18 protein-coding genes and 2 pseudogenes are annotated in these 24,227 nt (G+C 71.3%); 13 read left to right on the top strand and 7 right to left on the bottom strand.

Translation table 11 applies throughout. From position 1 onward, the window contains the following. Nucleotides 1-40: 40 nt before the first annotated feature. Nucleotides 41-2,725, bottom strand: a complete 2,685-nt coding sequence (gene lanL, locus RLT59_RS05085; RefSeq protein ID WP_311302261.1) for a class IV lanthionine synthetase LanL — start codon at nucleotides 2,723-2,725, stop codon at nucleotides 41-43. 361 nt (nucleotides 2,726-3,086) lie between these two features. Between lanL and ggt the strand changes: the two genes are divergently transcribed. Then, nucleotides 3,087-4,895, top strand: a complete 1,809-nt coding sequence (gene ggt, locus RLT59_RS05080; protein ID WP_311302260.1) for a gamma-glutamyltransferase — start codon at nucleotides 3,087-3,089, stop codon at nucleotides 4,893-4,895. A 146-nt stretch (nucleotides 4,896-5,041) separates the two neighbouring features. Next, on the top strand, nucleotides 5,042-5,815 hold the full coding sequence (locus RLT59_RS05075; RefSeq protein ID WP_311302259.1) for a glycoside hydrolase family 75 protein: 774 nt from the start codon (nucleotides 5,042-5,044) through the stop codon (nucleotides 5,813-5,815). A gap of 44 nt (nucleotides 5,816-5,859) precedes the next feature. Here the strand turns inward: RLT59_RS05075 and map are convergent, their stop codons facing one another. Next, nucleotides 5,860-6,627 (bottom strand): type I methionyl aminopeptidase, encoded by a 768-nt coding sequence (map, locus tag RLT59_RS05070; RefSeq protein WP_311302258.1) that lies wholly within the window; start codon nucleotides 6,625-6,627, stop codon nucleotides 5,860-5,862. A 41-nt stretch (nucleotides 6,628-6,668) separates the two neighbouring features. On the opposite strand from map, the gene RLT59_RS05065 reads away from it, so the two are divergent. The 5 genes from RLT59_RS05065 to RLT59_RS05045 all read left to right on the top strand — a co-directional run bounded on the left by RLT59_RS05065 (nucleotide 6,669) and on the right by RLT59_RS05045 (nucleotide 11,181). Beyond that, nucleotides 6,669-6,938 carry a helix-turn-helix domain-containing protein gene (locus RLT59_RS05065; RefSeq protein WP_311302257.1) on the top strand — a complete coding sequence of 90 codons (270 nt, stop codon included), beginning with the start codon at nucleotides 6,669-6,671 and terminating at the stop codon, nucleotides 6,936-6,938. A gap of 94 nt (nucleotides 6,939-7,032) precedes the next feature. After that, entirely contained in the window at nucleotides 7,033-7,413 is a 381-nt protein-coding gene (locus tag RLT59_RS05060) for a PPOX class F420-dependent oxidoreductase (protein ID WP_311302256.1), read from the top strand. 121 nt (nucleotides 7,414-7,534) lie between these two features. Next, on the top strand, nucleotides 7,535-8,851 hold the full coding sequence (locus RLT59_RS05055; protein ID WP_311302255.1) for a hypothetical protein: 1,317 nt from the start codon (nucleotides 7,535-7,537) through the stop codon (nucleotides 8,849-8,851). A gap of 207 nt (nucleotides 8,852-9,058) precedes the next feature. Beyond that, nucleotides 9,059-9,901 (top strand): nitrilase-related carbon-nitrogen hydrolase, encoded by an 843-nt coding sequence (locus RLT59_RS05050; RefSeq protein WP_311302254.1) that lies wholly within the window; start codon nucleotides 9,059-9,061, stop codon nucleotides 9,899-9,901. Further along, a complete protein-coding gene (locus RLT59_RS05045) occupies nucleotides 9,898-11,181 on the top strand; it encodes an aspartate aminotransferase family protein (RefSeq protein WP_311302253.1) in 1,284 nt (427 codons plus the stop codon). Before RLT59_RS05050 ends, RLT59_RS05045 begins: the two co-directional genes overlap by 4 nt. A gap of 55 nt (nucleotides 11,182-11,236) precedes the next feature. Here the strand turns inward: RLT59_RS05045 and RLT59_RS05040 are convergent, their stop codons facing one another. Then, nucleotides 11,237-12,187 carry a hypothetical protein gene (locus tag RLT59_RS05040; RefSeq protein ID WP_311302252.1) on the bottom strand — a complete coding sequence of 317 codons (951 nt, stop codon included), beginning with the start codon at nucleotides 12,185-12,187 and terminating at the stop codon, nucleotides 11,237-11,239. 270 nt (nucleotides 12,188-12,457) lie between these two features. Between RLT59_RS05040 and hydA the strand changes: the two genes are divergently transcribed. The 4 genes and pseudogenes from hydA (at nucleotide 12,458) to RLT59_RS05020 (ending at nucleotide 18,091) form a co-directional block, all read left to right on the top strand. After that, nucleotides 12,458-13,858: a dihydropyrimidinase gene (gene hydA / locus RLT59_RS05035; RefSeq protein ID WP_311302251.1), complete on the top strand. Its 1,401-nt coding sequence runs from the start codon at nucleotides 12,458-12,460 to the stop codon at nucleotides 13,856-13,858. Nucleotides 13,859-13,869: 11 nt separating this feature from the next. Beyond that, entirely contained in the window at nucleotides 13,870-14,871 is a 1,002-nt protein-coding gene (locus RLT59_RS05030) for a TIGR03842 family LLM class F420-dependent oxidoreductase (RefSeq protein WP_311302250.1), read from the top strand. A gap of 84 nt (nucleotides 14,872-14,955) precedes the next feature. Further along, on the top strand, nucleotides 14,956-16,101 hold the full coding sequence (locus RLT59_RS05025) for an ATP-grasp domain-containing protein (protein WP_311302249.1): 1,146 nt from the start codon (nucleotides 14,956-14,958) through the stop codon (nucleotides 16,099-16,101). Nucleotides 16,102-16,136: 35 nt separating this feature from the next. Next, nucleotides 16,137-18,091, top strand: a pseudogene (locus tag RLT59_RS05020) (CocE/NonD family hydrolase). Between the two features lie 88 nt (nucleotides 18,092-18,179). Here RLT59_RS05020 and RLT59_RS05015 read toward each other — a convergent pair. The 3 genes from RLT59_RS05015 to RLT59_RS05005 all read right to left on the bottom strand — a co-directional run bounded on the left by RLT59_RS05015 (nucleotide 18,180) and on the right by RLT59_RS05005 (nucleotide 21,052). Next, a complete protein-coding gene (locus RLT59_RS05015; protein WP_311307619.1) occupies nucleotides 18,180-19,445 on the bottom strand; it encodes a cation:proton antiporter in 1,266 nt (421 codons plus the stop codon). 247 nt (nucleotides 19,446-19,692) lie between these two features. Then, the gene (locus RLT59_RS05010; RefSeq protein WP_311302248.1) at nucleotides 19,693-20,046 is read right to left on the bottom strand and encodes a PRC-barrel domain-containing protein; all 354 of its coding nucleotides are present in this window, start codon (nucleotides 20,044-20,046) and stop codon (nucleotides 19,693-19,695) included. A 232-nt stretch (nucleotides 20,047-20,278) separates the two neighbouring features. After that, a complete protein-coding gene (locus RLT59_RS05005) occupies nucleotides 20,279-21,052 on the bottom strand; it encodes a hypothetical protein (RefSeq protein WP_311302247.1) in 774 nt (257 codons plus the stop codon). Between the two features lie 208 nt (nucleotides 21,053-21,260). Here RLT59_RS05005 and RLT59_RS05000 point away from each other — a divergent pair, with 208 nt between their 5' ends. Both RLT59_RS05000 and RLT59_RS04995 read left to right on the top strand, forming a co-directional pair. Next, nucleotides 21,261-21,623, top strand: a complete 363-nt coding sequence (locus RLT59_RS05000) for a hypothetical protein (protein WP_311302246.1) — start codon at nucleotides 21,261-21,263, stop codon at nucleotides 21,621-21,623. Between the two features lie 207 nt (nucleotides 21,624-21,830). After that, complete coding sequence (locus tag RLT59_RS04995) at nucleotides 21,831-23,282, top strand: amidase (protein WP_311302245.1); 1,452 nt, start codon at nucleotides 21,831-21,833, stop codon at nucleotides 23,280-23,282. 12 nt (nucleotides 23,283-23,294) lie between these two features. Here the strand turns inward: RLT59_RS04995 and RLT59_RS04990 are convergent. Continuing rightward, nucleotides 23,295-24,099: pseudogene (locus RLT59_RS04990) on the bottom strand (carboxymuconolactone decarboxylase family protein). Between the last annotated feature and the right edge of the window lie 128 nt (nucleotides 24,100-24,227).

Here is a 24,227-nt window from a genome sequence, read left to right as displayed (position 1 = left end):
TCCTTCTTCTCTGAGGGGTGAGCGGCAGGGTTCCTGCCGCTCAGTCCGGCAACTGGACCATCCAGTGCCGGAGGTCTGTGTGGTGGATCCGCAGGAGGAAGGCCAGGGTCCCGGCGGACCCGTCGCTCCAACTGGTCGAGACGTCCCCGTACTCGTTGGGGAAGACCATGTGTCCCTGGCGGCGGGCCCCCTCCGCGGCGATGAGGCGGGCCAGCTCCTCGGCCTTCGCGCGGTAGTCGGGGTCGCCCGTGGCGACGGCCATGTCGAGCAGGAAGTCACCGTTGCCCGCCAGCCCGTGGCACTGGCTGAGAGGGGCGCGGGAGGCGCGTTCCATCACGGACCGCGCGCTGCCACGGGCGAGGTCACCGAACCTCTGGTCCCCGGTGACCTGCCACAGGCGGACGAGGAAGGTACCGATGCCCGCCGCTCCGTGGCACCAGTACGGTGCCGTGGGCACGTCCCCGGCCTGGGCGGGCCACTGGGCGGCCCGGCCGACGAGGACGGCGTTGGCCGCCAGATGCTCGCCGACCTCCACGGCCAGGTCCAGGTGCTCGGGGCGCCGCGAGACGAGTGCGGCGGAGAGCAGGAAGCAGCCGATGCCGGCCGAGCCGTGGGCGAAGCCCAGATAACGCTTGCCGGCCTCTCCGGAGAGGGCCTCCGCAGGGATCGCCCAGCTCACCCCGGACGGCTCGCGCCGTGCCGCGCGGACCAGCCGGTCGGCCGCGTCGACGGCCAGTTCGGCGAAGCGCGGGTCCCCGCTGCGGTGCCAGAAGTGGAGGGCGGCCATGCCGCTGCCCGCGGTGCCGTGGGTGATGTCGTGGTGAAGGGTCGGTTCCTGCGGAGCCAGCGCCAGTGCCAGCGCGTGGTCGACAAGGGCCCGGTCGTCAATGGCACGCCCTGCGTCGTACAGCGCCCAGGCGGTGCCGCGGCCGCCGAAGTGCAGGCCGGGGCGGGTGGAGCGGGTGTCGGTGCGGTCCGCGATCCAGTGGCCCGCGGTGGCGAGCAGCGCGGGGACGCGGGGGTCCTTGACGTGTTCGCAGTACCGGGTCAGGACGGCCAGGACACCGGCCGCGCCCTGCTGAACGGTGCAGGGGTCGGTCTCTCCGGCCTTGGTGGAGACCGGCCAGAGCCGCCGGTCGTCCACCGGTGTCATCGACTCCACGAGGTGGTCCACGAGCCCGGTCACCGTGTCCTGCGGGGAGCCCGTCCAGGTGGTGAGCGCGGTACGGATCGTGCGGGCCGCCGCGTGGGGCCCGGGGCGGGCCGGGGCACCGGCCTGCTGGAGCGCCTCACGTGCCAGGGCGGGATCCCAGCGCTCGGCGGGCACGTCCCGCATCAGGCCCAGGACCATGTCCACCAGCACATCGGGCAGTTGAAGGGATTCGGCGCAGGCGGTCAGCCATCCGGCGAGCCGTTCCTGGTCGGACCTGGCGGCAGGCTCCTCCGGCAGCAGGTTCGGGACCTTCCCGGCCAGGACGAAGCAGATCGTGGCGCCGAGGCTGTAGTAGTCGGCCGTCGTGGCGACGGGCGCGTCGGCCAGGCGTTCGGGGGCGCTGAAGCCCGGGGTTCCGACCCGGGTGGGCAGCGCGGAGCCGTCCGCGACGACGGCGAGTTCGAGGTCGATCAGGCGCAACTCGCCGTCGGGCCGGACCATGACGTTGCCCGGGGTGAAGTCCCGCAGGACGCAGCCGTGGGCGTGCGCCGCTTCGACCAGTTCCACCAGCCGTGCCACCTGGGCCAGGGCGTCGACGCGGTAGCGCTCGCTGCCGGCATCACGGAAGTGCTCGGCGACCCAGACCCGCAGGGGGACACCCGGGACTTCGCTCTGGGCCAGGAACAGATGCCGGCCGTGCTCGAAGAGCGCCAGGGCCTCCGGTGCCAGCCCGGTGCCGGCGAGCTTCTCCAGCGCGCGGGCCTCGGCGCGCAGCCAGTCGCGGACGTCGCGGCCGGAGGCGTCGGCCTCCACGTGCGGCCGGGTCTCCTTGATCACCACGGGGGAGCCGGTGGTGACATCGGTTCCCCGGTAGACGCCGCCCTTATTGGTCTGCCGGATCGCCTCACGTACCGCGAAACGGCCGCCGAGCAGCACCGGTTCGCCCGCCGCTTCCGCCGTGCGCGGCGGTTCCGGCACCGAGGCGGGGAAGGGGCAGGCCGCCCAGGAGGGCGGAGCGTAATGGCCGGTGCGCTCGTCCTCCACGGGGTTTCCGTCGGGGTCCTCGATGCACCAGACCAGCAGCCCCGCCTCCGACAGCCGCTGCCGTCCGGCGAAGGCGCCGTACCGGTAGTGCACCAGGCTGTCCGCGGCGTACGGCCGGTCCGACAGGATGCGCGGGCCGGTCAGCCCTGCCGTGACCCGGTGCAGCTCCTGGGCGAGCCGGGTCGCGTCGCCGTCGGAGCGCGGGTAGACGGTGATGAACTTTCCCGAGCTTCCGCGCGGCGTGGAACGGGAGTTGAGCGCACTCACCTGGTCGAGCGACCGGGCGAACTTGAACGCCGACTCGTCGCGCAACAGCACGTCCAGGGACTTCGCGAGGACGGCGGGCGCGGAGGCCACCGTCGCCGACACATGGAGCTTCCAGCCCTGGGCGCGCCGGCTCCCCGACCACGGCACGACACGGCACCACATCTCGTCCGCATCGGCCGTCCAGCGTGCCATGGTGTCCGTCGCGTGCAGCGCTTCGCGGAGAAGGCTTGCCAGCCCGACCTCAGTTGCGTGGCTCGTCATCACTCTCCCTCTCGACGGTGGGAACCGCTGATTGGAATGTGCCCACGTCACATGAGCTGCAACTTGCTGGCCTGCGCATTCACTTGACCGAGCGAGCGCGCGGTGTGCGTTTCGACAGGAGGGCGCCGCTCGGCGCGGAACAGCGCACTGGCCCCAGCGCCGAGTGCGGCACGAGTGCGCGGTACGGGCCCGCCCCCGGTACGGGGGAGGCCGACGGTCAGCACGCCCGGCGCCGTGTCGCGTACGCCGTCAGTCACGGGCGGGCATGTCGGCGCGCATTCGGCCTCAAGTTCGAGGCGGTCCTGACGGGGCGGCCGGGGCAGCGCTACCCTGCGCGGACGATCCTGCACTGGAGGTGCGCATGCGACGTTCCGTCGCGCGGAATGTGTCGTTGTTAGGTGTTCTGGCCGCGGTTGTCTCGATCGGGGCGGCCGCCCCGTCCTCATCCGCGCCACCGGCCGCGCCGACGGCCAAGTCCCCCGTCGCAGCCGGGTACGGGGGAGCGGTCTCCAGCGTCGACGCCGACGCGACCGCCGCCGGTATCGAGGTGCTCCGCAAGGGCGGCAACGCGGTGGACGCGGCGGTGGCGACCGCGGCGGCGCTCGGGGTGACCGAGCCCTACTCGGCAGGGCTGGGCGGTGGCGGCTACTTCGTCCGCTACGACGCCAGGACCCGGACCGTGCAGACCATCGACGGCCGGGAGACCGCACCGCACAGCGCGGACTCCTCGCTGTTCCTGGAGAACGGGAAGCCGCTCGCCTTCGGCGACGCCGTCACCAGCGGACTCGGCGTCGGCACGCCCGGCACCCCGGCCACCTGGCAGACCGCACTCGACACCTGGGGCAGCAAGTCGCTCCGGCAGGTGCTGAAGCCGGCCGAGCGCCTCGCCCGGGACGGCTTCGTCGTGGACGACACGTTCCGGTCCCAGACGGAGGGCAATCAGGCCAGGTTCGCGGACTTCCCGGCGACCCGGAAGCTCTTCCTGCCCGGCGGCCGGCTTCCGGTGGTCGGATCGGTGTTCAAGAACCCCGACCTGGCCCGCACCTATGACGAGGTCGGCCGCAAGGGGCTCGACGAGATCTACCGGGGCAAGCTGGCCGAGGACGTCGTGCGGACGGTACGCAATCCGCCCGTCGACCCCAGCTCGTCCCGGGTGGTGCGGCCGGGCGATCTGACCACCAAGGACCTGCGCTCCTACCGGGCGCTGCGCCAGGCCCCGACGAAGACCGGCTACCGGGGGCTCGACGTGTACGGCATGGCGCCGTCCTCCTCCGGTGGTACGACGGTGGGCGAGGCGCTGAACATCCTTGAGCCGACCGACCTCTCGAAGGCGAGCGAGACGCAGTACCTGCACCGCTACATCGAGGCGAGCCGGATCGCGTTCGCCGACCGGGGCCGCTGGGTCGGCGACCCGAAGTTCGAGGACGTTCCGACGAAGGAGCTGCTCAGCCAGCGGTTCGCCGACTCGCGGGAGTGCCTGATCAAGGACGACGCGGTGCTGACCAGCCCGCTCGCGCCGGGCGACCCCCGCCATCCGGCCGATTGTGCCAGGGGCGGCAAGGCCGCGCCGACGACGTACGAAGGGGAGAACACCACTCACCTGACGACCGCCGACAAGTGGGGCAACGTCGTCGCGTACACCCTGACGATCGAGCAGACCGGCGGCAGCGGCATGACGGTGCCGGGGCGCGGGTTCCTGCTCAACAACGAGCTGACGGACTTCTCGTTCGCGCCCGCGGACCCGGCCGTCCACGACCCGAACCTGCCGGGTCCGGGCAAGCGGCCCAGGTCGTCGATCTCGCCGACCATCGTGCTCAAGCACGGACAGCCCGTACTGGCCCTGGGCTCGCCGGGCGGCGCCACGATCATCACGACCGTGCTGCAGTCGCTGATCGGCAAGGTCGACCGGGGGCTTCCGCTGGTGGACGCCATCGCGGCGCCCCGCGCCAGTCAGCGCAACGCCGCGAAGACGGAGCTCGAACCGGGGCTGTGGAACAGCCCGGTGCGGGCGCGGCTCGAAGCGCTCGGGCACGTCTTCACGCCGAATCCGGAGATCGGGGCGGCGACGGGTGTGCAGCGGCTGCCGGACGGGCGGTGGCTCGCGGCTGCGGAGACGGAGCGCCGGGGCGGCGGTTCAGCGATGGTGGTGAGGCCCGCCGGGCGGCAATGACGGGTCGTCAATAACCGTACGCAGGAGGCCGGCCGACCGCGCGAGAGCCGCGGTGGCCGGCCCCGGGGGTCTTGACGCGAACATGACTGGGGGAGCATCTTGGCATCTCGGTAAGGAAACTTTCCTAACAGAAGGGCACCCCCACCATGCGTATGCAAGCGCTTGCCCTCGCCGCGGCCTCCGGCGCCGCACTCCTCGCGGCCGGATCGCTGACACCCACCCCCTCCGCCGCACCCGCGGCAGCGCGGAACGCGCACCCGGGCACGGTGCGCCTGGCGCCCGCCGCCCACACCGCCCGGCTGTCCCACGACGGCTCCTCCGCCGGTATCAAGGAGGGCTCCGTCGGTGCGGCGGAGCTGCTGGCCAAGGTCTCGTCCTGTTCGCAGATCTCGAACGGCAAGTACCGCACGGACGAGGAGACTTCGGCCACGGTGCCGGTCTGCGGCGCGAACGGTGCGGTGTTCTGGAAGGCCGACATGGACATCGACTGCGACGGGCAGGTGACCACCGCCTGCAACGAGGACACCGACCCCTGGTTCCAGGACGACACCGCGTTCCACACCTCCGGCGACAAGCCGCTGAGCGCCGAGAAGCTGCCGTACGTGGTCGTGCCGAGCAGCAGTTCCATCTGGAACTACAGCAGTGCCGGGATCAAGGGCGGAGGCGTCGTCGCCGTCATCTACGGCGGCAAGGTGGAGTACGCCGTCGTCGGTGACACCGGCCCCGACAAGATCATCGGTGAGGCCTCGTACGCCACGGCGAAGGCCCTCGGAATCGACCCCGATCCGGAGACCGGCGGCGCCGAGTCCGGCGTCACGTACATCCTGTTCAAGAACTCGAAGGTGTCACCGATCGAGAGCCATGACGCCGCCGTGACCGCCGGGGACGCGCTCGCGAAGGAGTTCCTCCAGAACAACTAGGGCGCTGTCCGGGGCCGTCCCCCGTGATCGTCCTGTGGCGGTCGTCACGGGGCGGTCAGGATCCTGGGGCCGTCGTCCGTGATCGCCACCGTGTGCTCGGCGTGGGCGGCCCTGCTGCCGTCGGACGTGTGCAGCGTCCAGCCGTCCGGGTCGGTGCGGAAGGTGTCCAGGCCGCCGCCGAGCAGCATCGGTTCGATGGCCAGCACCATGCCGTGCCGCAACGGCATCCCGCGGCCCGGCCGTCCCTCGTTGGGGACGCCCGGGTCCTCGTGCATGGATCGGCCCACGCCGTGACCGCCGAACCCCTCCAGGATGCCGTAGCCGGCCGTGCGGCAGACCCGGCCGATCGCGTGTGAGATGTCCCCGATCCGGTTGCCGACGACGGCCGCCGCGATGCCCGCGTCCAGCGCCGCGAACGCCGTCTCGATCAGCCGGGTGTCCGCGGGCCGTGCGCGGCCGACGGTGAAGCTGATCGCCGAGTCCCCCACCCAGCCGTCGAGCGTGGCGCCCGCGTCGACGCTCACCAGGTCGCCGTCGCACAGCCGCAGGTCCGTCGGGATTCCGTGCACGACCGCGTCGTTGACGGACGTGCAGATCACGCCGGGGAACGGGACCGGGGCGAAGTCCGGCCGGTAGTTCAGGAAGGGGGATCCGGCGCCCGCCCCGCGCAGCACGTCGCGGGCCACCTCGTCGAGTTCACGCAGCGAGACGCCCGGTGCCGCCGCGTCCCGGGCGGCTGTGAGCACCTGCGCCACGACCCGCCCGGCCTCACGCATGGCTTCGATGGACGTGTCCGTCTTGAGTTGCACCATGCCAATTACTATACCGGTTCGGGCGGTATTAGAATGACGGCATGGTACGGACACCCCTCACCCCGGAAGAGCACCTGCGTGGCGAGCGGCTCGGCCGCCTGCTCCGCGAGGCGCGCGGCCGCCGCAGCATGGTCGACATCGCCCGCAGCGCCGGAATCTCGGCCGAGACGCTCCGCAAGATCGAGACCGGCCGCGCCCCCACCCCCGCCTTCTTCACCGTCGCGGCGCTGGCCGGTGCGCTCGGCCTCTCGATGGACGAACTGCTCCTGCGCTGCGCACCGGAACCGGCCGTCGTCCCGCTGGCGAGCTGAGGGCTGTTCCGTGACCGAACCCGCTACGGGCGGGGGCTGTTGGGGATTCCCGGCCGTGCGGCGGACCGGGGCGCGAGGTGCGTAAGGTTGCGCCATGAGTCTCCAGGATTTCGCGCGCAGTGAGTACGTCAGCCTCACCACGTACCGGAAGGACGGCGCGCCCGTCGCCACCCCGGTCTGGGCGGCCGTCGCCGGGGACGAACTGCTCATCTGGACCAAGGCCGATTCATGGAAGGTCAAGCGGCTGCGCAAGGACCCCCGCGTCCTCGTCACCGTCTGTGACGTACGCGGCCGGATCGCGGAGGGCGCCCCGAGCGCCGAGGGGACCGGCCGGCTGGTCGACGGCAAGGAGATGAGCGCCGTACGCAAGGCCATCGGCCGCAAGTACACCTGGAAGTACTGGCTGCTCGACTACCCGGCACTGATCTTCCGGCTCGGCAAGCGGCCGCACACCGGGATCGCCGTCACCTTCTGAACGCCGGACGCTCGGCGGGCCCGCACCCGGACCGAAAAGAGCGCGTAGCCGTCCCGTAACACGCCTGCGGTCGAATGCCTGCGGACTGGAAGGTTCCAGCCGACGGCGGCCGAAGGCGGAAATGACAGTGCATCAGCATGCGGTGCCCCTGGGCGATTTCGCGCACTACCTGCGGTACCTGACACGGCTGCTCGATCCCGCCCGGGGCTGGTACGGCGTCTTCTGCGAACGGGACCCGGAAGGGATGCGGGCCTGTCTGGAGGGCGCCGAGATCCCGCCCTGGGATGTGGTGGATTCGCTCCTGGGGGATCTCGCGGCGGTACGCGGCGATGTGTTCGCCGGACGGGAGTCGGTGCGGGCCGCCGAGCTCCACGCCACCTCGGCCGCCGCCCACGACCGGCGCCCCGGCGGGCGGCAGCAGCTCGTGGAGCGGCTGGAGCTGATGCTGCGGGAGCAGGCACACGCCGCCCAACGGCTGCGTACGGTCCACGAGGGCGGGGCGGCGGGCACCCAGGACGCCCAGGCGGCGGCCTGGGCCCACGACGACCACGAACGCGCCACGGCCCGCTGCGCGGAGCTGCGCCGACGCCTGGCAGCGGTACGGGACGCGGCCCCGGAAACCCCGCCGCTGCCGACCGCCCCGGGCCCCGCCGCTGCCGCGCCCGCCCCGCCCGATCCCGCCGCCCCCGCTCCGGATCCCGCCGCGCCCGCATCGGGCCCCAGCCCCGGCGCGCCCGTGCGCAGACGCCTCCGCGGGGCCCGGTTCGCCGGTCTGGACGTGGATGAGGAGAGCCCCGCCTCCGTGGCGCCCGTCCTGCCCGTGCCACCGGTCGCGGCCGCCGTGCCGCGCGGCGCCCGGTTCGGCGGCGCGCCCGGCGTGGAGGCGGGCCCCGCCCAGGCACCCGTGGACCCCGAGGCGGTGCAGGCCGCCCGGAACACCGTCGCGGCGCTGCTCCGGCTGCGGACGGAGGGTCGCAGCGGGGAGGCGCACGGGGTGCTCTGCGAGGCGGCCGGCCGGCCCGCAGAGCGGTTGCCGGTACTCGCGGCCGAGCTCCAGCGGGCGGGGCTCGACGCGGACTGGGCCATCCTGCTGTGGGAGGTCTCCTCGTTGGCTCCGGCCGCACTCGCGGCAGCGGCCGCCGCGCTGTCGGAGGCGGGGCGGCCGGAGGACTGCGACCGGCTGCTGCGCCAGGGCGTGGCGCGTCCCGCCGCCGAGATCGCCGACGCGGTGACCGCCCTCGACCGGGCCGGCCGGGGCCCCCAGGCACAGGCGCTGCTCGGGGCCTTCGTCCGGGTCCGGACACCGCAGGACGCGGCCAGGGTCGCGGAGAGCGATCCGCGCCGCCTCGTACCGCGGCTGCTGGCGGCGGCCCGGGGGGTGTCACAGGCGCGGGAGCGGGACGTGGTTCACGCGCTGAGGGTCGCGGGGATCGGTTAGGGGGCGTGCGGCTCGTAGACCACCCGGCCGATTCCCGCGCGCTCCCCGGGCTGGACCGCACGGGTGCGAAACGTGATCGACTCCGCCGGTTCACGGCGATGGTCTTGCCCCGCTGTGTGACGGGGCTTACGTTCTCCTCCTACGCACGTGTCTACGGGCGTAGAAACTGCCAAGAGGCTCTCTGACGCCGCGTCGAAGGAGCAGCTCATGTCCCACGTCGTACGCGCCGCACTCGTCCAGGCGACCTGGACCGGCGACACCGAATCCATGATCGCCAAGCATGAGGAACATGCCCGCGAGGCAGCCCGGCAGGGGGCGAAGATCATCGGATTCCAGGAGGTGTTCAACGCCCCCTACTTCTGCCAGGTGCAGGAACCCGAGCACTACCGCTGGGCCGAGGCCGTGCCCGAGGGGCCGACCGTGCGGCGGATGCGGGAGCTGGCCCGGGAGACCGGCATGGTGATCGTCGTCCCGGTCTTCGAGGTCGAGCAGTCCGGTTTCTACTACAACACCGCCGCCGTGATCGACGCCGACGGCTCGTACCTCGGCAAGTACCGCAAGCACCACATCCCGCAGGTCAAGGGGTTCTGGGAGAAGTACTACTTCAAGCCCGGCAACGTCGGCTGGCCGGTCTTCGACACCGCGGTCGGCAAGGTCGGCGTCTACATCTGCTACGACCGGCACTTCCCCGAGGGCTGGCGGCAACTCGGACTCAACGGGGCGCAGTTGGTGTACAACCCGTCCGCGACCTCACGGGGCCTGTCCGGCTATCTCTGGCAGCTGGAACAGCCCGCGTCCGCCGTCGCCAACGAGTACTTCGTCGCCGCGATCAACCGCGTCGGCCAGGAGGAGTACGGCGACAACGACTTCTACGGCACCAGCTACTTCGTCGACCCCCGGGGCCAGTTCGTCGGGGATGTGGCCAGTGACAAGGAAGAGGAACTGCTCGTCCGAGACCTCGACTTCGGCCTGATCGACGAGGTCCGTCAGCAGTGGGCGTTCTACCGGGACCGCCGCCCCGACGCGTACGAGGGACTGGTCGAGCCGTGAGCAGCCTGCACCACCGCCATCTCGCCGTCAGCCCGGACTGGCTGGCCCTCTACTACCGGCATCCGCTGGAGATCACCCACGGCGAGGGCCGCCACGTCTGGGACGCGGACGGCAACCGCTACCTCGACTTCTTCGGCGGCATCCTCACCACCATGACCGCCCACGCGCTGCCCGAGGTGACCAAGGCGGTCACCGAGCAGGCCGGGCGGATCATCCACTCCTCCACGCTCTACCTGAACCGGCCTATGGTCGAGCTCGCCGAGCGCGTGGTCAGCCTCTCCGGCATCCCGGACGCCCGCGTCTTCTTCACCACCTCGGGCACCGAGGCCAATGACACGGCGCTGCTGCTCGCCACCGCGTACCGCAGGTCCAACCAGATCCTCGCGATGCGCAACAGCTACCACGGCCGGTCGTTCTCCGCCGTGTCCATCACCGGCAACCACGCCTGGTCGCCCACCGCCCTCTCCCCGCTCCAGACGCTGTACGTGCACGGGGGCGTCCGCGACCGGGGACCGTACGCGCACCTGGGCGACGCGGAGTTCATCGCGGCCTGCGTGGCGGACCTGGAGGACCTGCTCGGCCACACCAGGGACGCCGCCGCACTGATCGCGGAGCCCATCCAGGGCGTGGGCGGGTTCACCTCACCGCCCGACGGCCTGTACGCGGCGTTCCGCGAAGTCCTCGACCGGCACGGCATCCTGTGGATCTCCGACGAGGTACAGACCGGCTGGGGGCGGACCGGGGAGCACTTCTGGGGCTGGCAGGCCCACGCGGAGAACGGTCCGCCGGACATCGTCACGTTCGCCAAGGGCATCGGCAACGGCATGTCGATCGGCGGCGTCATCGCCCGCGCCGACGTCATGAACTGCCTGGACGCCAACTCCATCTCCACGTTCGGCGGTTCGCCGGTCACCATGGCCGCCGGACTCGCCAACCTCTCGTACCTCCTCGAACACGACCTCCAGGGCAACGCCCGCCGGGTCGGCGGACTCCTCACCGAGCGGCTGCGGGCGATCGCGGCCGGTTCTGAGTCGGTCCGGGAGGTACGCGGCCGGGGCCTGATGATCGGCATCGAACTGGTGAAGCCCGGCACGGACGAGGCGAACCCCGAAGCGGCCTCGGCCGTCCTGGAGGCGGCCCGCGAGGGCGGCCTGCTCATCGGCAAGGGCGGCGGCCACAACACCAGCGTGCTGCGCATCGCCCCGCCCCTCTCGCTCTCCGTCGCGGAGGCGGAGGAGGGCGCCGCGATCCTCGCCGACGTGCTGCGGGCGGCGGGGTGATCCCGTGAGGGGGCGCCGGTCCGGCGCCCCCCGTGGCCCCTCACCGGACCGCCGGCTACCGCCCGACGCGGCCGAACTCCACGGAGCCCCCGTAGTTCTCGTCGTCGGTGCCCCACACGGCCTGCCCACCCGGCGCGAAGGCGATGGCCTCGATCTTCCGGTTGTCCCGCTTGGTGAAGAGGGCGAACGGGACGAGGTCGTTCCTGGGCTTCAGACGCAGCACCGCGTCATGGGCCGCGTTCACGGTGAGCCGGCCGGCTTCGTAGACGGCGGAGGCGAACGGCCCGTCGTCCACATTGGGATCAGAGGCCGACGACACCATGACGGTGCCGTCGGGGAGGATCTTCAGGTCGCTGGCGTGCCGGACCTCGTCCTCGTTCGGGAACGGCACGCTGAACTCCTGCCTGGCCGTGACGGTGCCGAATTCCGGACCGTACGCACCGACGCGAACCGGCGCGGCGCTCACGACGGCCTCGCGGGGGCCGCTGCCGCGCGTCGCCCATACGGCGAAGGTCCGGCCCGTCCGGTTGCGGTACAGCGCGAAACTCTCGTAGTTGTCCCCGTCGTGCCGGCCCGGCAGCGCGACGGGGCCGCCCAGGGCCACTGCCCGGCCGTCCGCCACGACGATGTGGTACGCCTCGCCCCTGCTGGCCACGGCGAGGTAGTGACCGGGGCGGCCGGGCACGGCGTCGAGCGCCTCCAGGTCCGCGGGGAGCGCGCCGAGCCAGGGGAGTTCGCGGACGGCCGGTGCCTGGCCGGGCCGCAGACGCAGCGTCGCCACCCGGCTCTCGTGGTCCCCCTTGTTGTCCCGTACGACAACCGCGTCGGCCAGGTCCTGGGCCACCGGCGCGCCCTCGACGAGCGCCATGCCGCTCACTCCGCCCAGGATGCCGGAGCCGACCCGCTGCCAGCCGTCGGACGGGCCGGGAGCCCCGGTGGACGGGGGAGCGGCGGCGAGGAAGGCGCAGAGGGCGGTGGCCGAGGCGATGACTGCGTTTCTGATCATGGAGCGAAGCTAGGCGACCGGCTGCCGGAACCGGGACGAACTGCCGCCCGCCGCCCGGTGGGTTCCCCCGCACGGACTCGCTCCACTCGCCCGTCCGGCGCCCGGCGCGGGGCACCGTGCTGGGCCGGTGGGGTGCCGGACTGATGAAACGGAAACGTCTTCAGCGGTTGACCGCAGCGGTATTGCCACAGTGGGCAGCCCACTTCTACGTTCTTCACCACGCACGGGTCTACGTGCGTAGACCCGTTCCGCCACAGTGAGGAGGGGTACATGAGCCGCACCGTCATCCACGGCGGCCTCGTCGTCACCGCATCCGACGAGATCCACGCCGATGTACTCGTCGAGGGCGGCCGCATCGCCGCCCTCGCCGCGCACGGCACCGACGCCGCAGCGAGCTGGACCGCAGAGCGGACCATCGACGCCACCGGCAAATACGTCATCCCGGGCGGCGTCGACGCGCACACCCACATGGAGATGCCGTTCGGCGGCACCTACGCCGCCGACACCTTCGAGACCGGCACCCGCGCCGCGGCCTGGGGCGGCACCACCACCATCGTCGACTTCGCCATCCAGTCCGTGGGGCGCTCCCTGCGCGAGGGGCTCGACGCCTGGTACGCGAAGGCGGACGGCAACTGCGCCATCGACTACGCGTTCCACATGATCCTCGCGGACGTGAACGCGTCCTCGCTCAAGGAGATGGACCTGCTGGTGACGGAGGGCGTCACCTCCTTCAAGCTGTTCATGGCCTACCCCGGCGTCTTCTACAGCGACGACGGCCAGATCCTGCGCGCCATGCAGCGGGCCGAGTCCAACGGCGGCCTGATCATGATGCACGCGGAGAACGGCATCGCCATCGACGTCCTGGTCGAGCAGGCGCTCGCGGAGGGCCGCACCGATCCGCGCTACCACGGAGACGTACGCAAGGTGGCGCTGGAGGCGGAGGCGACCCACCGCGCCATCCAGCTCGCCCGCGTCGCGGGAGCCCCGCTGTACATCGTGCACGTCTCCGCCGACGAGGCCGTCGCCGAGGTCGCCGCAGCCCGCCACAAGGGACTGCCCGTCTTCGGCGAGACCTGCCCGCAGTACCTCTTCCTCTCCACCGACAACCTCGCGGAGCCGGACTTCGAGGGCGCCAAGTACGTCTGCTCCACACCGCTGCGGCCCAGGGAGCACCAGGAGGCGCTCTGGCGGGGCCTGCGGAACAACGAGCTCCAGGTCGTCTCCACCGACCACTGCCCCTTCTGCTTCTCCGGGCAGAAGGAGATGGGCCGCGGTGACTTCTCGAAGATCCCCAACGGCATGCCGGGCGTCGAGAACCGGATGGACCTCCTGCACCAGGCGGTCGTCGACGGCCACATCTCGCGCCGCCGCTGGATCGAGATCGCCTGCGCCTCACCGGCCCGGATGTTCGGCCTCTACCCCAAGAAGGGCACCATCGCGCCCGGGGCCGACGCGGACATCGTCATCTACGACCCAGCCGCCGAACAGACCGTCTCCGCCGAGACCCACCACATGAACGTGGACTACTCGGCGTACGAGGGAAAGCGGCTCACCGGACAGGTGGAGACCGTGCTCTCGCGCGGTGAGGTCGTCATCGACCGCCGCACCTTCACCGGCCGCGCCGGACACGGCATGTACACCCCGCGCGCCACCTGCCAGTACCTGAACTAGGAGCATCCGGCATGGACTTCGGACTCGTCCTGCAGACCGACCCGCCCGCCTCCGCCGTCGTCGGGCTGATGCGCCGCGCCGAGCGCAACGGTTTCCGCTACGGCTGGACGTTCGACTCGGCGGTGCTCTGGCAGGAGCCCTTCGTCATCTACAGCCGCATCCTCGAACACACCGACCGGCTCGTGGTCGGGCCCATGGTCACCAACCCCGCCACCCGCACCTGGGAGGTCACCGCCTCCACGTTCGCCACCCTCAACGACATGTACGGCAACCGGACGGTCTGCGGCATCGGCCGCGGCGACTCCGCGATGAGGGTGGCGGGCCGCAGCCCCAACACGCTGGCCAGGCTGGGCGAGGCGATGGACGCCATCCGCGACCTCGCGGAGGGGCGCGAGGCCGTGGTCGACGGGCAGCCGATCCAGATCCCCTGGGTCAAGGACGGCCGGCTGCCCGTCTGGATGGCCGCGTACGGACCCAAGGCGCTCGCCCTGGCCGGGCGGAAGGCCGACGGCTTCATCCTCCAGCTCGCGGACCCCTTCCTCACCGAATGGATGATCAAAGCGGTCCGGGAGGCGGCCGCGGAGGCGGGCCGTGACCCCGATTCCGTCACCATCTGCGTCGCCGCGCCCGCGTACGTGGGCGACGATCTCGACCACGCCCGCGAGCAGTGCCGCTGGTTCGGCGGCATGGTCGGCAACCACGTGGCCGATCTGGTCAGCCGGTACGGCGAGCACTCCGGTCTCGTCCCGGAGGCGCTGACCGCGTACATCGCGGGACGCGCGGGCTACGACTACAGCCACCACGGCCGCGCCGGGAACCCCGACACGACCTTCGTGCCGGACGAGATCGTCGACCGGTTCTGCCTGCTGGGGCCACCGGCGGCGCACATCGAGAAGCTCCGGGCCCTGCGTGATCTGGGCGTCGACCAGTTCGCCGTCTACAACATGCACGACGCCCGCGAGGCCACCATCGACGCCTACGGCGCCGAGATCATCCCCGCCATGTCCGGCTGACCGCCTCGACGGCGGTGGCCGGGCGGGTCGGTTTGGAAGCTGTGCGGTGGGTACGCGCCGTGGACCCCACGAAAGGACCACGCCGTGCCCGTACAGCGGAAGAACATCTTCATACTCGGCCTGGACGAGGCGAATCTGCCGACTCTGGAATCCGTCCCCGACGCCGATACGTACCGGTTCCATCCTCTGCTGAGCATCAGCGAGCTGCAGGAGGGCGAGGTCTCGGTGGCCGGCCTGATGAGCCGTGCCCGCGAGATCCTGGACGCGCACGAGGGCAGCATCGACGCGATCGTCGGCTACTGGGACTTCCCCGTGAGCACGCTCGTGCCGATGCTCGGCAGCGAGTACGGCACGCGCACCACGAGCCTTGAGTCCGTCGTCAAATGTGAGCACAAGTACTGGAGCCGGCTGGAACAGCAGAAGGTGATCGATGAACACCCGAACTTCGCAATGGTGGATCTGGACAGCGCGGATCCTCAGCCGCCCGAAGGCGTGGGCTTCCCCATGTGTCTCAAGCCCGCCCTCGCGTACTCGTCGGAACTGGCCTACGGCGTCTCGGACATGGCGGAGTTCCGCACCGCCGTGAACAAGATCCGGGAGGGCATCGACCGGGTCGGAAGGCCGTTCAACGAGGTGCTGGAGCTGCTGGAACTTCCGCCGGAGATGGCGGGAGTGGGCGGCCAGGTCTGTCTGGCAGAGGAAGCGATGACCGGCATCCAGGTGGCGGTCGAGGGATATGTGAAGGACGGGGAGGTGACCGTCTACGGAGTACTCGACTCGATCAACTACTCCGGTTCCTCCTGCTTCCTGCGTCACCAGTACCCGAGCGCTCTGCCGACGTCGGTGATCCGGAAACTGCACGAGGTGAGCGAGCGGACCATGCGACAGATAGGCATGGACTCCGCCACCTTCAGCATCGAGTACTTCTATGACCCCAAGACCGGTGACATCAGCCTGCTGGAGATCAATCCTCGGCACTCCCAGTCCCACGCGGAGCTGTTCGACTACGTCGACGGCGCCCCCAACCATCACCGGATGATCAGCCTCGCACTCGGAGACGACCCCGCCCTTCCCGGCGGACAGGGCCCGTACGGTGTGGCCGCCAAGTGGTACTACAGGTGGTTCGGGGAGGGGACGGTGCACCAGGTGCCCACCCCCGAGGAGCTCGCGGCGCTGGGCCTCACGTTCGACGACACCGCCCCGGGCGGCCGGGACCAGAAGACGTCGTGAAGAGGCCCCGGAGAGGAAAGGAGCACACCATCGGTATGCGATACGTCGACCGGCTTCCCCATGAGGTCGGGCGAGAGGACCACGTCACCATCAGGATGTCGGACGGGGTCCGGCTGTCAGCGAGGATCTGGCGCCCGACCACCTCCGACCGGGAGCCGGTACCGGCGATCCTGGAGGCCATTCCGTACCGGAAGAACGATCTGACCTCCACTCGCGACGCGATCCACCACCCCTACATCGCCGGGCACGGCTACGCCTGCGTACGCGTTGACCTGCGCGGCACTGGTGCGACGGAACCACGGGAATGATGGGCATCTCCTGGGGCGCGTTCGCCGCGCTCCAGGTCGCCGCCCGGCAGCCCCCGAGTCTGGGCGCCATCGTCATCGCGTCCTTCACGGACGACAGGTACGCGGACGACATGCACTATGTCGGCGGTGCCATGCTGTCCGACAACCTGGCCGAGGCCGGGACGATGTTCGCCTACGCCACCTGCCCTCCCGATCCGGCCGTGGTCGGTGAGCGCTGGCGGGACATGTGGCACGAACGGCTGGCGTCCGCCCACCCCTGGGTTCTCGAATGGCTGCGCCACCAGCACCGCGACGAGTACTGGCGCCATGCCTCGCTCAACGAGAACTACCAGGACCTGCGTTGCCCCGTGCTGGCCTCCAGTGGCTGGGCGGACGGGTACTCCAATGCCGTCACCCGGCTGCTGAGCCGTGTCCAGGTGCCCCGCAAGGGCCTGATCGGGCCCTGGTCGCACAAGATGCCGCACCTCGGTGAGCCGGGACCGGCCATCGGCTATCTGCAGGAGGTGGTCCGATGGTGGGACCACTGGCTCAAGGGCGTGGACAACGGCGTGATGGACGGACCCATGATCCGCGCCTGGATGCAGGAGAGCGTGCCGCCGTCCACCTCCTACGAGGAGCGGCCGGGCCGCTGGGTGGGGGAGCCGAGCTGGCCCTCGCCGCACATCCAGGAGGTGGCGCACCCGCTGCGTGACCGCACCATCGTGCGCGCCGGCGAGGAACCCGCGTCATCGGAGGAAGGCGAACCCGGGGGCCGGGTCCACACGGTGCAGTCGCCGCTCTCGGTCGGGCAGTTCGCGGGGAAGTGGGCCTCGTACAACGCTCCACCGGATCTGCCGTACGACCAACGCGAGGAGGACGGCGGCTCACTCGTCTTCGACACCGAGCCGCTGACCGAGCGCGTGGAGATCCTCGGCGCGCCCGCCGTGGAACTCCTGGTGTCCTCGCCCAAGGAGACGGCACAGATCACTGTCCGGCTCTCCGACGTGGCGACCGACGGCCGGGCGACCAGGGTGACCTACGGGGTGCTCAACCCCGCGCACCTGGCGGGTGACAGCCCGGAACCGCTGGAACCGGGCCGGGTGTACCGCGTGCGGATTCCCCTCAACGGGGTCGCCCAGGTCTTCCCGGCCGGGCATCGCATCCGGCTCTCGCTCTCCACCTCGTACTGGCCGCTGGTCTGGCCGGCGCCCGAACCCGCCCTCCTGAGCGTCCACGAGGACGGCAGCTCCCTCACCCTGCCGATCCGGCCCACCGACACCCCGGACGGCGAGACCTCGCAGCCCTTCGGCGAGCCCGAGGGCTGCGCACCGGCGGACGTGACCCAGCTGACCGAGCCCGAACAGGCCTGGAACGTGTCGAGGAATCTGGTCGACTACCACTCCTCGCTCGACATCATCAAGGACCGCGGCCTTCAGCGGTACGAGGAGAACGGCATCGAGGTCGGGCTGCGAGCCGTCGAGAAGTACACGTCCGTCGCGGACGACTTCGGTTCGGTGAGCGGCGAGTCCGCGTGGACGATGCGGTTCAGGCGCCCCGCGTGGGACATCCGGGTGGAGACGCGCACCTCCCTGACGTCGGACGAGCACGCATTCCACGTCGATGCCACGCTGGACGGCTACGAGGGAGGCCGCAGGGTCTTCTCCCGCACCTGGAACGAGAGCGTTCCGAGGGAGAACGTCTGAGCCCGCGACGCGGATGAAGGCGTGGCGGCCGGTCCCGGCCCCTGCCCGTGGTGAGGCGTCGTAGCGGTCGTCGGGAACCGATGGCGCGTCACCCGGTCCGGCTCTGCGGCGCGTTGTCGCCCAGCCTGTCGAGGTGGGCGATCACCGGGGGCGCGGAGGCGCCATGGAGGAGGACCGACACCAGGATGGTGAAGACCACCACTGACCACATCTCGTTCTGGTACGTGCCGAAGTCGCCCTTGCCGCAGGCGTAGGCGAGATAGAAGAGGGATCCGATTCCGCGGATCCCGAAGAACGCGGTGACCAGGCGCTCCTTTCGGCCGCCCCGCCCGCCGAACTGTGCGAACCACCCCGACACCGGTCGTATCAGCAGATGGAGGAGCAGGCCCACGACGGCGCCCCGCCAGGTGAGGTGGCTCAGGGCACCCGTGGACACGAAGGCGCCCACTCCGAAGAGCAGGACGGCCATCAGCAGCCTCTCGATCTGGTCGGTGAACTCGTGCAGGACCTGGTGATAGCCGTGGCCGTGCTCGAACCTGCGCAGGGTGCAGGCAGTCACGAACACGGCGAGGAAGCCGTAGCCGTGCAGGGACTCGGTGATGCCGTAGGAGGCGAACGTCGCTCCCAGCGCCACGAAGCCTCCGCCGTTCTCGGAGAGCCGGAAGGATCGCGTGTCGGAGCGGAAGACCATCCGCCCGAGCAGCAGGCCGGCGCCCACGCCGACTGCCAGGCCCACGCCGATCCTGAGGAGGACGTCGCTCAGGACCCAGTGCGAGATCCAGCCCGTGGACCAGCCGTCGCCCGCCGCCGCCAGCGCGACGGCGGCCAGAACGAAGGGGAAGGCGAGGCCGTCATTGAGGCCGGCCTCGCTCGTCAGCGCGAAGCGCACCTCGTCCTCGTCGTACTCGGCGTCCGTCGGTTCGCCGACCCTCACCTCCGAGGCGAGTACCGGGTCCGTCGGTGCCAGCACGGCGGCCAGCAGAAGGGCGACGGACAGCGGCCAGTCGAGCAGCCACCAGGCCGCGAGCGCGGTGGCACCGATCGTCAGGGGCATGGCCAGTCCGAGCAGCCGCCAGGTGGTGGACCACTGCCGCCACCCGAAGGGGCGGTTGATGGCCAGCCCCGCGCCCATCAGCGAAGTGATGACGCACAGTTCGGTGAGGTGCTCCACCCAGATCCGGTCCGTGACGGGGTCCACCGAGGGAAGAGGCAGCGGAAGCAGGTACGTGGCCGTACCCGCCGCCAGGAACACCATCGGAACGGAGACCGGCAGGCGGAAGAGCAGTCTGGGCAGCACCGCGGCGAGCAGGACGCCGATGCCGAGGCAGGCGTAGACCGCACCGGTGGTGGTTATCACGTCCGGCCGCTCCTTTCGGTTGGCCGCACGTGAGGCCGACGGAATTCATTCCGCCGGAGCGGGAACCTCGCGTTTATCGGGGCGGTCAAGGAATAGGTGTCCCGCTTCAATAGACGTCGACATATCGGTGAACTGCGGGATTCCCGTTACGGAGACAGGGGTTTCTGAGGAATCTGGCGTCTGCGCACACCAGGGCCGGCCAGAATCTGCTGGCCGGCCCTGGCGTGAGGGTGATGCCGCGGGGTCAGGGGCGGCGGTAGCTGTCGTAGTGGCCGCCGACCTGCTCGTGGTATCCGGCGTCACCGACGTGCTTGTCCTTGTCGAACTCGGGGGAGTCCTTGATCTGGTCCCTCGTCAGCTCGACGAATATCTTGCGCTCGGCCTGGTCGACGGTGCGTACCGTACCGGCGGGCAGCATGACGTGCTTGCCGAAGATCCAGACGCCTGTATCGACCACGATGTACGAGGAGTTGACATCGTCCGAGTGCTTGTCGACCTTGCCGATGCTTCCGTCGGTGGCCTCGACCTTGTAACCGATGAGGTCGCTGCCCGCCGTGTGGCCCGCGGTCGGCTGATAGCCCCAGATGCTGTCACTCATGAATTGCTCCCTCATTTGAGATCCTTCGCCGCTCCACCGCCAGAACCGTGGAGTCGGCCGGCGTCTCCGAAATATTCGGTGACGCGCTCTCAAAAGGTCGGGTGCCCTGCATTCCGGACCCCACACACATGGATCGCGGACGATTCTCCGCGTCGATTCCTGGGGTCGTGTCGGTTCATGTCACCCGCCGATTCCTCAAGGGCTCCGTACCCAGCCGCAGGAGACCGTGGCGTCAGGCCGTCCCCGTCGAGCGGCCCAGCAGGGCGTTGATGTCGAAGGTGTCGTCCGGCGGCGGGGTGGAGGTGGGCACCGGCTTGTCGAAGTCGGAGAAGTTCACGGTCGCGTCCGCCCCGTCGCCCTGGAGGGTGAGCCGCAGCGGGTACGGCTTTCCGGTGGCCGTCACATACAGCACCAGCGTCTGGTTGTCCCGCATCCTGGTCAGCGGTACGACCGTCGTCGTACCGAGCGTGGTCTTCGTGCCCTTGTTGAGCGTGCCGGCCTCGTCGTCCGCGTTGTCGCTGACCAGCTTCTGGAAGGTGTCCAGATCGCAGGCCTTCGTCAGCGGGAGGAGCCGGGAATCGGTGGCGGAGGCCCTCATGTAGCGGCCGTTCAGGATCGCGGCGAAGGCCTGGCCGCCGTCCGGGACCTGGTTCTTCCAGAAGTCCGCGTCGGGCTTGACCCAGACGTCGTTGCCGCGCTTGACGATCTGTACCGAGCCCTGGCTGTCGCCGAGGTCCACCGAGCCGTCGCAGTTGCCGCTCCGGTCCAGGGTGAGGTCCAGGGACGAGGGCGTACTGCCCCTGCCGAGGTCCCCCCGGGTGCTCAGGTGCATGGAGTGCGCGTCGAGCAGGGCGTCGCGGGCGCGGTCCGCGATCTGCTGGGCGGTGAGGGTGTCGATGTCGTCCGCGTGTGCCACGCCGCCGCCGAAGAGGCCGCCGCCGGTGACGGAGAGCACGATCGCCGCGGTCCAGGCGGCCGGGCGTGTGCCGAGGTGTGAACCGGTCACGTCGCCTCCTCGAAGGGTCATGGCGGGGGTGCGCGGGTCCGGGCCCGCGGCTCCGGGTCTTCCGAGCGTACGCCGGGGGAGGGACGGCCGCCCGACGGAGAAAACGGCACCCGGACGAGTACCCGGCGTGACGTCCCGGAGCGATTTCGGTTATGGGGGTGAGGGGCGGCTGCGAGGGCAGCCGGTTCGTCACGACCGAGAGGCAACCATGAGGAAGACCATGCGGAATCTGTCCGTGACCATGCTGCGGAGCGCCGCCGTCGCGGGCCTGACCGCGGCGCTCGCGGCCTCCACCGGCCTGGCCACGACGGCGACGGCGGCGGCCCCGGCGGCGACGCCCCCCGGGCTGTCCTGCGAGACGGGCAAGCACGCCATCGACGACTACACCGGTTACGCGCTGTGCCGGAACAACGGCGGCGCGACGCAGACCTTCTGGGTGCACCTGGTCTGCGGCTGGTCCCCTGACGTGGACGGCGAACACGTCACGCTCAACCCGGGCCAGTCCGGTCAGTCGACCGCGCACTGCGCCGGGCTCGGCACCGGAATCGGTGAGATCACGGTGCAGCCGTAGGCCGGCAGAGGCCATGAGGGCGTGGGGCCGGCACGGGTCGGCTCCACGCCCGGAGCCCGGGAGCCGAGGGCCGCACCGCGGCTCCCGCAAGCCGTACCCGACACTCCCCGCCGAACAGTTGAGCGCACCGCCACGACTCGTTACCCTCCAGTAGCGACCGGGCGGACAGGTGCGCGCACCTGATGGCACGAGGGAGGCGGGCAGCAGATGTCCTCAGCGGAGTCCATCGAGACGGACGCGGCGGTCCCGGCCGGGCTCTCCGACAGCGCACGGGCCCTGGCGGACGGGCGGACCACCGCCACCCGGCTGGTCTCCGAAGCCCTCGCCCGGATCGAGGCGAGCCAGGGCACCCTGAACGCCTTCCGGCACCTGCGGGCAGAGGCCGCACTCGCCGAGGCGGCGGAGGCCGACCGCCGGCTGGCGGCCGGGGAGCGGCTGCCGCTCCTCGGAGTGCCCGTCGCGGTCAAGGACGACACCGACGTCGCCGGGATGCCCACCTACTTCGGCTGCGCCGGGGAGCTGCCCGCCGCCACCGCCGACAGCGAGGCCGTACGCCGGCTGCGCGCCGCCGGGGCGGTGATCGTCGGGAAGACCAACTCCTGCGAACTGGGCCAGTGGCCGTTCACCGAAGGGCCGGCCTTCGGCGCCACCCGCAACCCCTGGAACACCGACCACACCCCCGGCGGCTCCTCCGGCGGCTCCGCGGCCGCCGTCGCCGCCGGTCTCGTACCCGCCGCGCTCGGCTCCGACGGCGCCGGGTCCGTCCGCATCCCCGCCGCCTGGACCCACCTCGTCGGCATCAAACCGCAGCGCGGCCGGATCTCCGTCCACCCCCACAGCGACGCCTTCCAGGGCCTCACCGTCAACGGGCCGCTGGCCAGGACCGTCGAGGACGCCGCGCTCCTCCTGGACGCCGTCGCGGGGGCGCACCCCGACGACCCGCACCGCCCGCCGCCCGTCGAGGCCCGCGCCGCAGCCCGCCGCGACCCGGGCCGGCTGCGCATCGCCGTCGCCTGGCGGCCGCCGCTCACTCTGACCAGGACCGCGCCCCACCCGGAGGTACGGCGCGCCGTCGCCGCCCTCGCGGAGACCCTGGCCGCGCTCGGCCACCACGTCGAGGAGGCCCGGCCTCGCTACGGGCTGATCGGCCTCGGCTTCGTGCCCCGCGCCACCGCGGGGATCGCGGAACTCGCCGCGCGGCATCCCGAACCCGCGCTCCTGGACGCGCGCACCCGCAGCGCCCTGCGCACCGGCACCCGGCTCGGCGGCCGGGTGGTACGGGCGGCCCGGGAGCGCGAACTGCGCCAGCACCGGCGGATCGGCGCGCTGTTCCACCCCGCGCGCGGCCGGGTCGGAGCGGGATTCGACGTGCTGCTCACCCCGACCACCGCCGTCCCGCCGCCCCGGATCGGCAGCTTCGACGGGCTGAGCGCCTGGCGCACTGACGTGGCGATCACGGAGGCCTGCCCGTACGCCTGGCCCTGGAACGTACTGGGCTGGCCGGGTATCAACGTCCCCGCGGGGTTCACCTCCGACGGCCTCCCGGTCGGCGCCCAGCTGCTCGGCCCCTCCCGCAGCGAGGAGCGGCTGATCTCGCTGGCCGCCCAGCTGGAGGCCGACCGGCGCTGGTACGAACACCGCCCGCCCGCCGTCCCGTAGATTCGGCGGCCGTCACGCGGCCTGGGTCGTCAGGGTGGCCTCGACGCGTCCGACGGCGCAGATCGCTCCGAACGCGATCAGATGGACCAGGCAGTGATCGGTGAACGGCGGAGCCAGCCAGGCCGCCACGTCCTCGTCCGTGATCCGGTACGGGGCGCGCGCCGCGAGCAGCGCCAGCCGGGCGCCCGGCCGCCCAGGACGGCGGCTCGCCCTCGGTTTCGAGCAGCGGCAGGCTCAGCCCCGGCGCCAGCTCCTGGCGCACGGTCCTGGCCAGGGTGCGGCCCGCCGCGCTCCGTACGGCACGGAGCCGCTGCAGACCGAACGGCAGCATGCTCTCGGTCAGCAGCGAGGAGACGACGCGGTTGATGAAGTGGAAGGACAGCGCGGTCCCGATGTGCTCGGGCGCGTCGGCCGGAGGGAACGGCTGCGGGGTGCTCATGTCCTTTTCCCAGGCCAGCAGTTGACGGTGGGCGGGGTCCTGCGGCTGATCGCCGCGGGCGATCGTCTCGGCCAGCCGGTGGTCACCGGTGGCGTTCAGCAGCACCGTGTGCGCGTCCACACAGAACGGGCGGCGGTTGGCGAGCGACACTCCGGCCGCCACCACCTCCTTCTCCGTCCGGGACACCCTCCCGGCCAGCAAGGATTCGCGCAGCAGCGCCCAGCCACCGGTCAGCAGCGGCGGGGAGGCGGACAGCACGACGAAGGTGGAGGCACGCTCGATGCCGAAGTCCGTGGCCATCTGGGCGTACACATCGGCGACCACTCCGGTGGCCGACTCGGTCGGGGCGGGTGAGGTGTAGCGGAAAGGTCCGGTCATGGCACCGATGCTGACCCGTGGACCCGCCCCCGGTCGTCGTACCGCCGAAGGCCGTTTCCGCTGCTGCGGCCCGACGCCGGCCGGCCCCGCACTACTGCCCGGGGAGTAGTGCGGGGCCGGTCCTCGCG

This window comes from Streptomyces sp. ITFR-6 (assembly GCF_031844725.1).
Lineage (GTDB): Bacteria > Actinomycetota > Actinomycetes > Streptomycetales > Streptomycetaceae > Streptomyces.
This window is presented reverse-complemented; position numbering and strand designations above follow the sequence as displayed.

Bases quoted from the DNA above. Each gene is read 5' to 3' on its own strand.
- RLT59_RS04995 (WP_311302245.1), top strand. From the start codon at position 21,831: ATGTCCTCAGCGGAGTCCATCGAGACGGACGCGGCGGTCCCGGCCGGG.
- map (WP_311302258.1), bottom strand. From the start codon at position 6,627: ATGGTGCAACTCAAGACGGACACGTCCATCGAAGCCATGCGTGAGGCC.
- lanL (WP_311302261.1), bottom strand. From the start codon at position 2,725: ATGACGAGCCACGCAACTGAGGTCGGGCTGGCAAGCCTTCTCCGCGAA.
- RLT59_RS05065 (WP_311302257.1), top strand. From the start codon at position 6,669: ATGGTACGGACACCCCTCACCCCGGAAGAGCACCTGCGTGGCGAGCGG.
- RLT59_RS05050 (WP_311302254.1), top strand. From the start codon at position 9,059: ATGTCCCACGTCGTACGCGCCGCACTCGTCCAGGCGACCTGGACCGGC.
- ggt (WP_311302260.1), top strand. From the start codon at position 3,087: ATGCGACGTTCCGTCGCGCGGAATGTGTCGTTGTTAGGTGTTCTGGCC.
- RLT59_RS05040 (WP_311302252.1), bottom strand. From the start codon at position 12,187: ATGATCAGAAACGCAGTCATCGCCTCGGCCACCGCCCTCTGCGCCTTC.
- RLT59_RS05010 (WP_311302248.1), bottom strand. From the start codon at position 20,046: ATGAGTGACAGCATCTGGGGCTATCAGCCGACCGCGGGCCACACGGCG.
- RLT59_RS05055 (WP_311302255.1), top strand. From the start codon at position 7,535: ATGACAGTGCATCAGCATGCGGTGCCCCTGGGCGATTTCGCGCACTAC.
- RLT59_RS05075 (WP_311302259.1), top strand. From the start codon at position 5,042: ATGCGTATGCAAGCGCTTGCCCTCGCCGCGGCCTCCGGCGCCGCACTC.
- RLT59_RS05000 (WP_311302246.1), top strand. From the start codon at position 21,261: ATGAGGAAGACCATGCGGAATCTGTCCGTGACCATGCTGCGGAGCGCC.
- RLT59_RS05030 (WP_311302250.1), top strand. From the start codon at position 13,870: ATGGACTTCGGACTCGTCCTGCAGACCGACCCGCCCGCCTCCGCCGTC.
- RLT59_RS05060 (WP_311302256.1), top strand. From the start codon at position 7,033: ATGAGTCTCCAGGATTTCGCGCGCAGTGAGTACGTCAGCCTCACCACG.
- hydA (WP_311302251.1), top strand. From the start codon at position 12,458: ATGAGCCGCACCGTCATCCACGGCGGCCTCGTCGTCACCGCATCCGAC.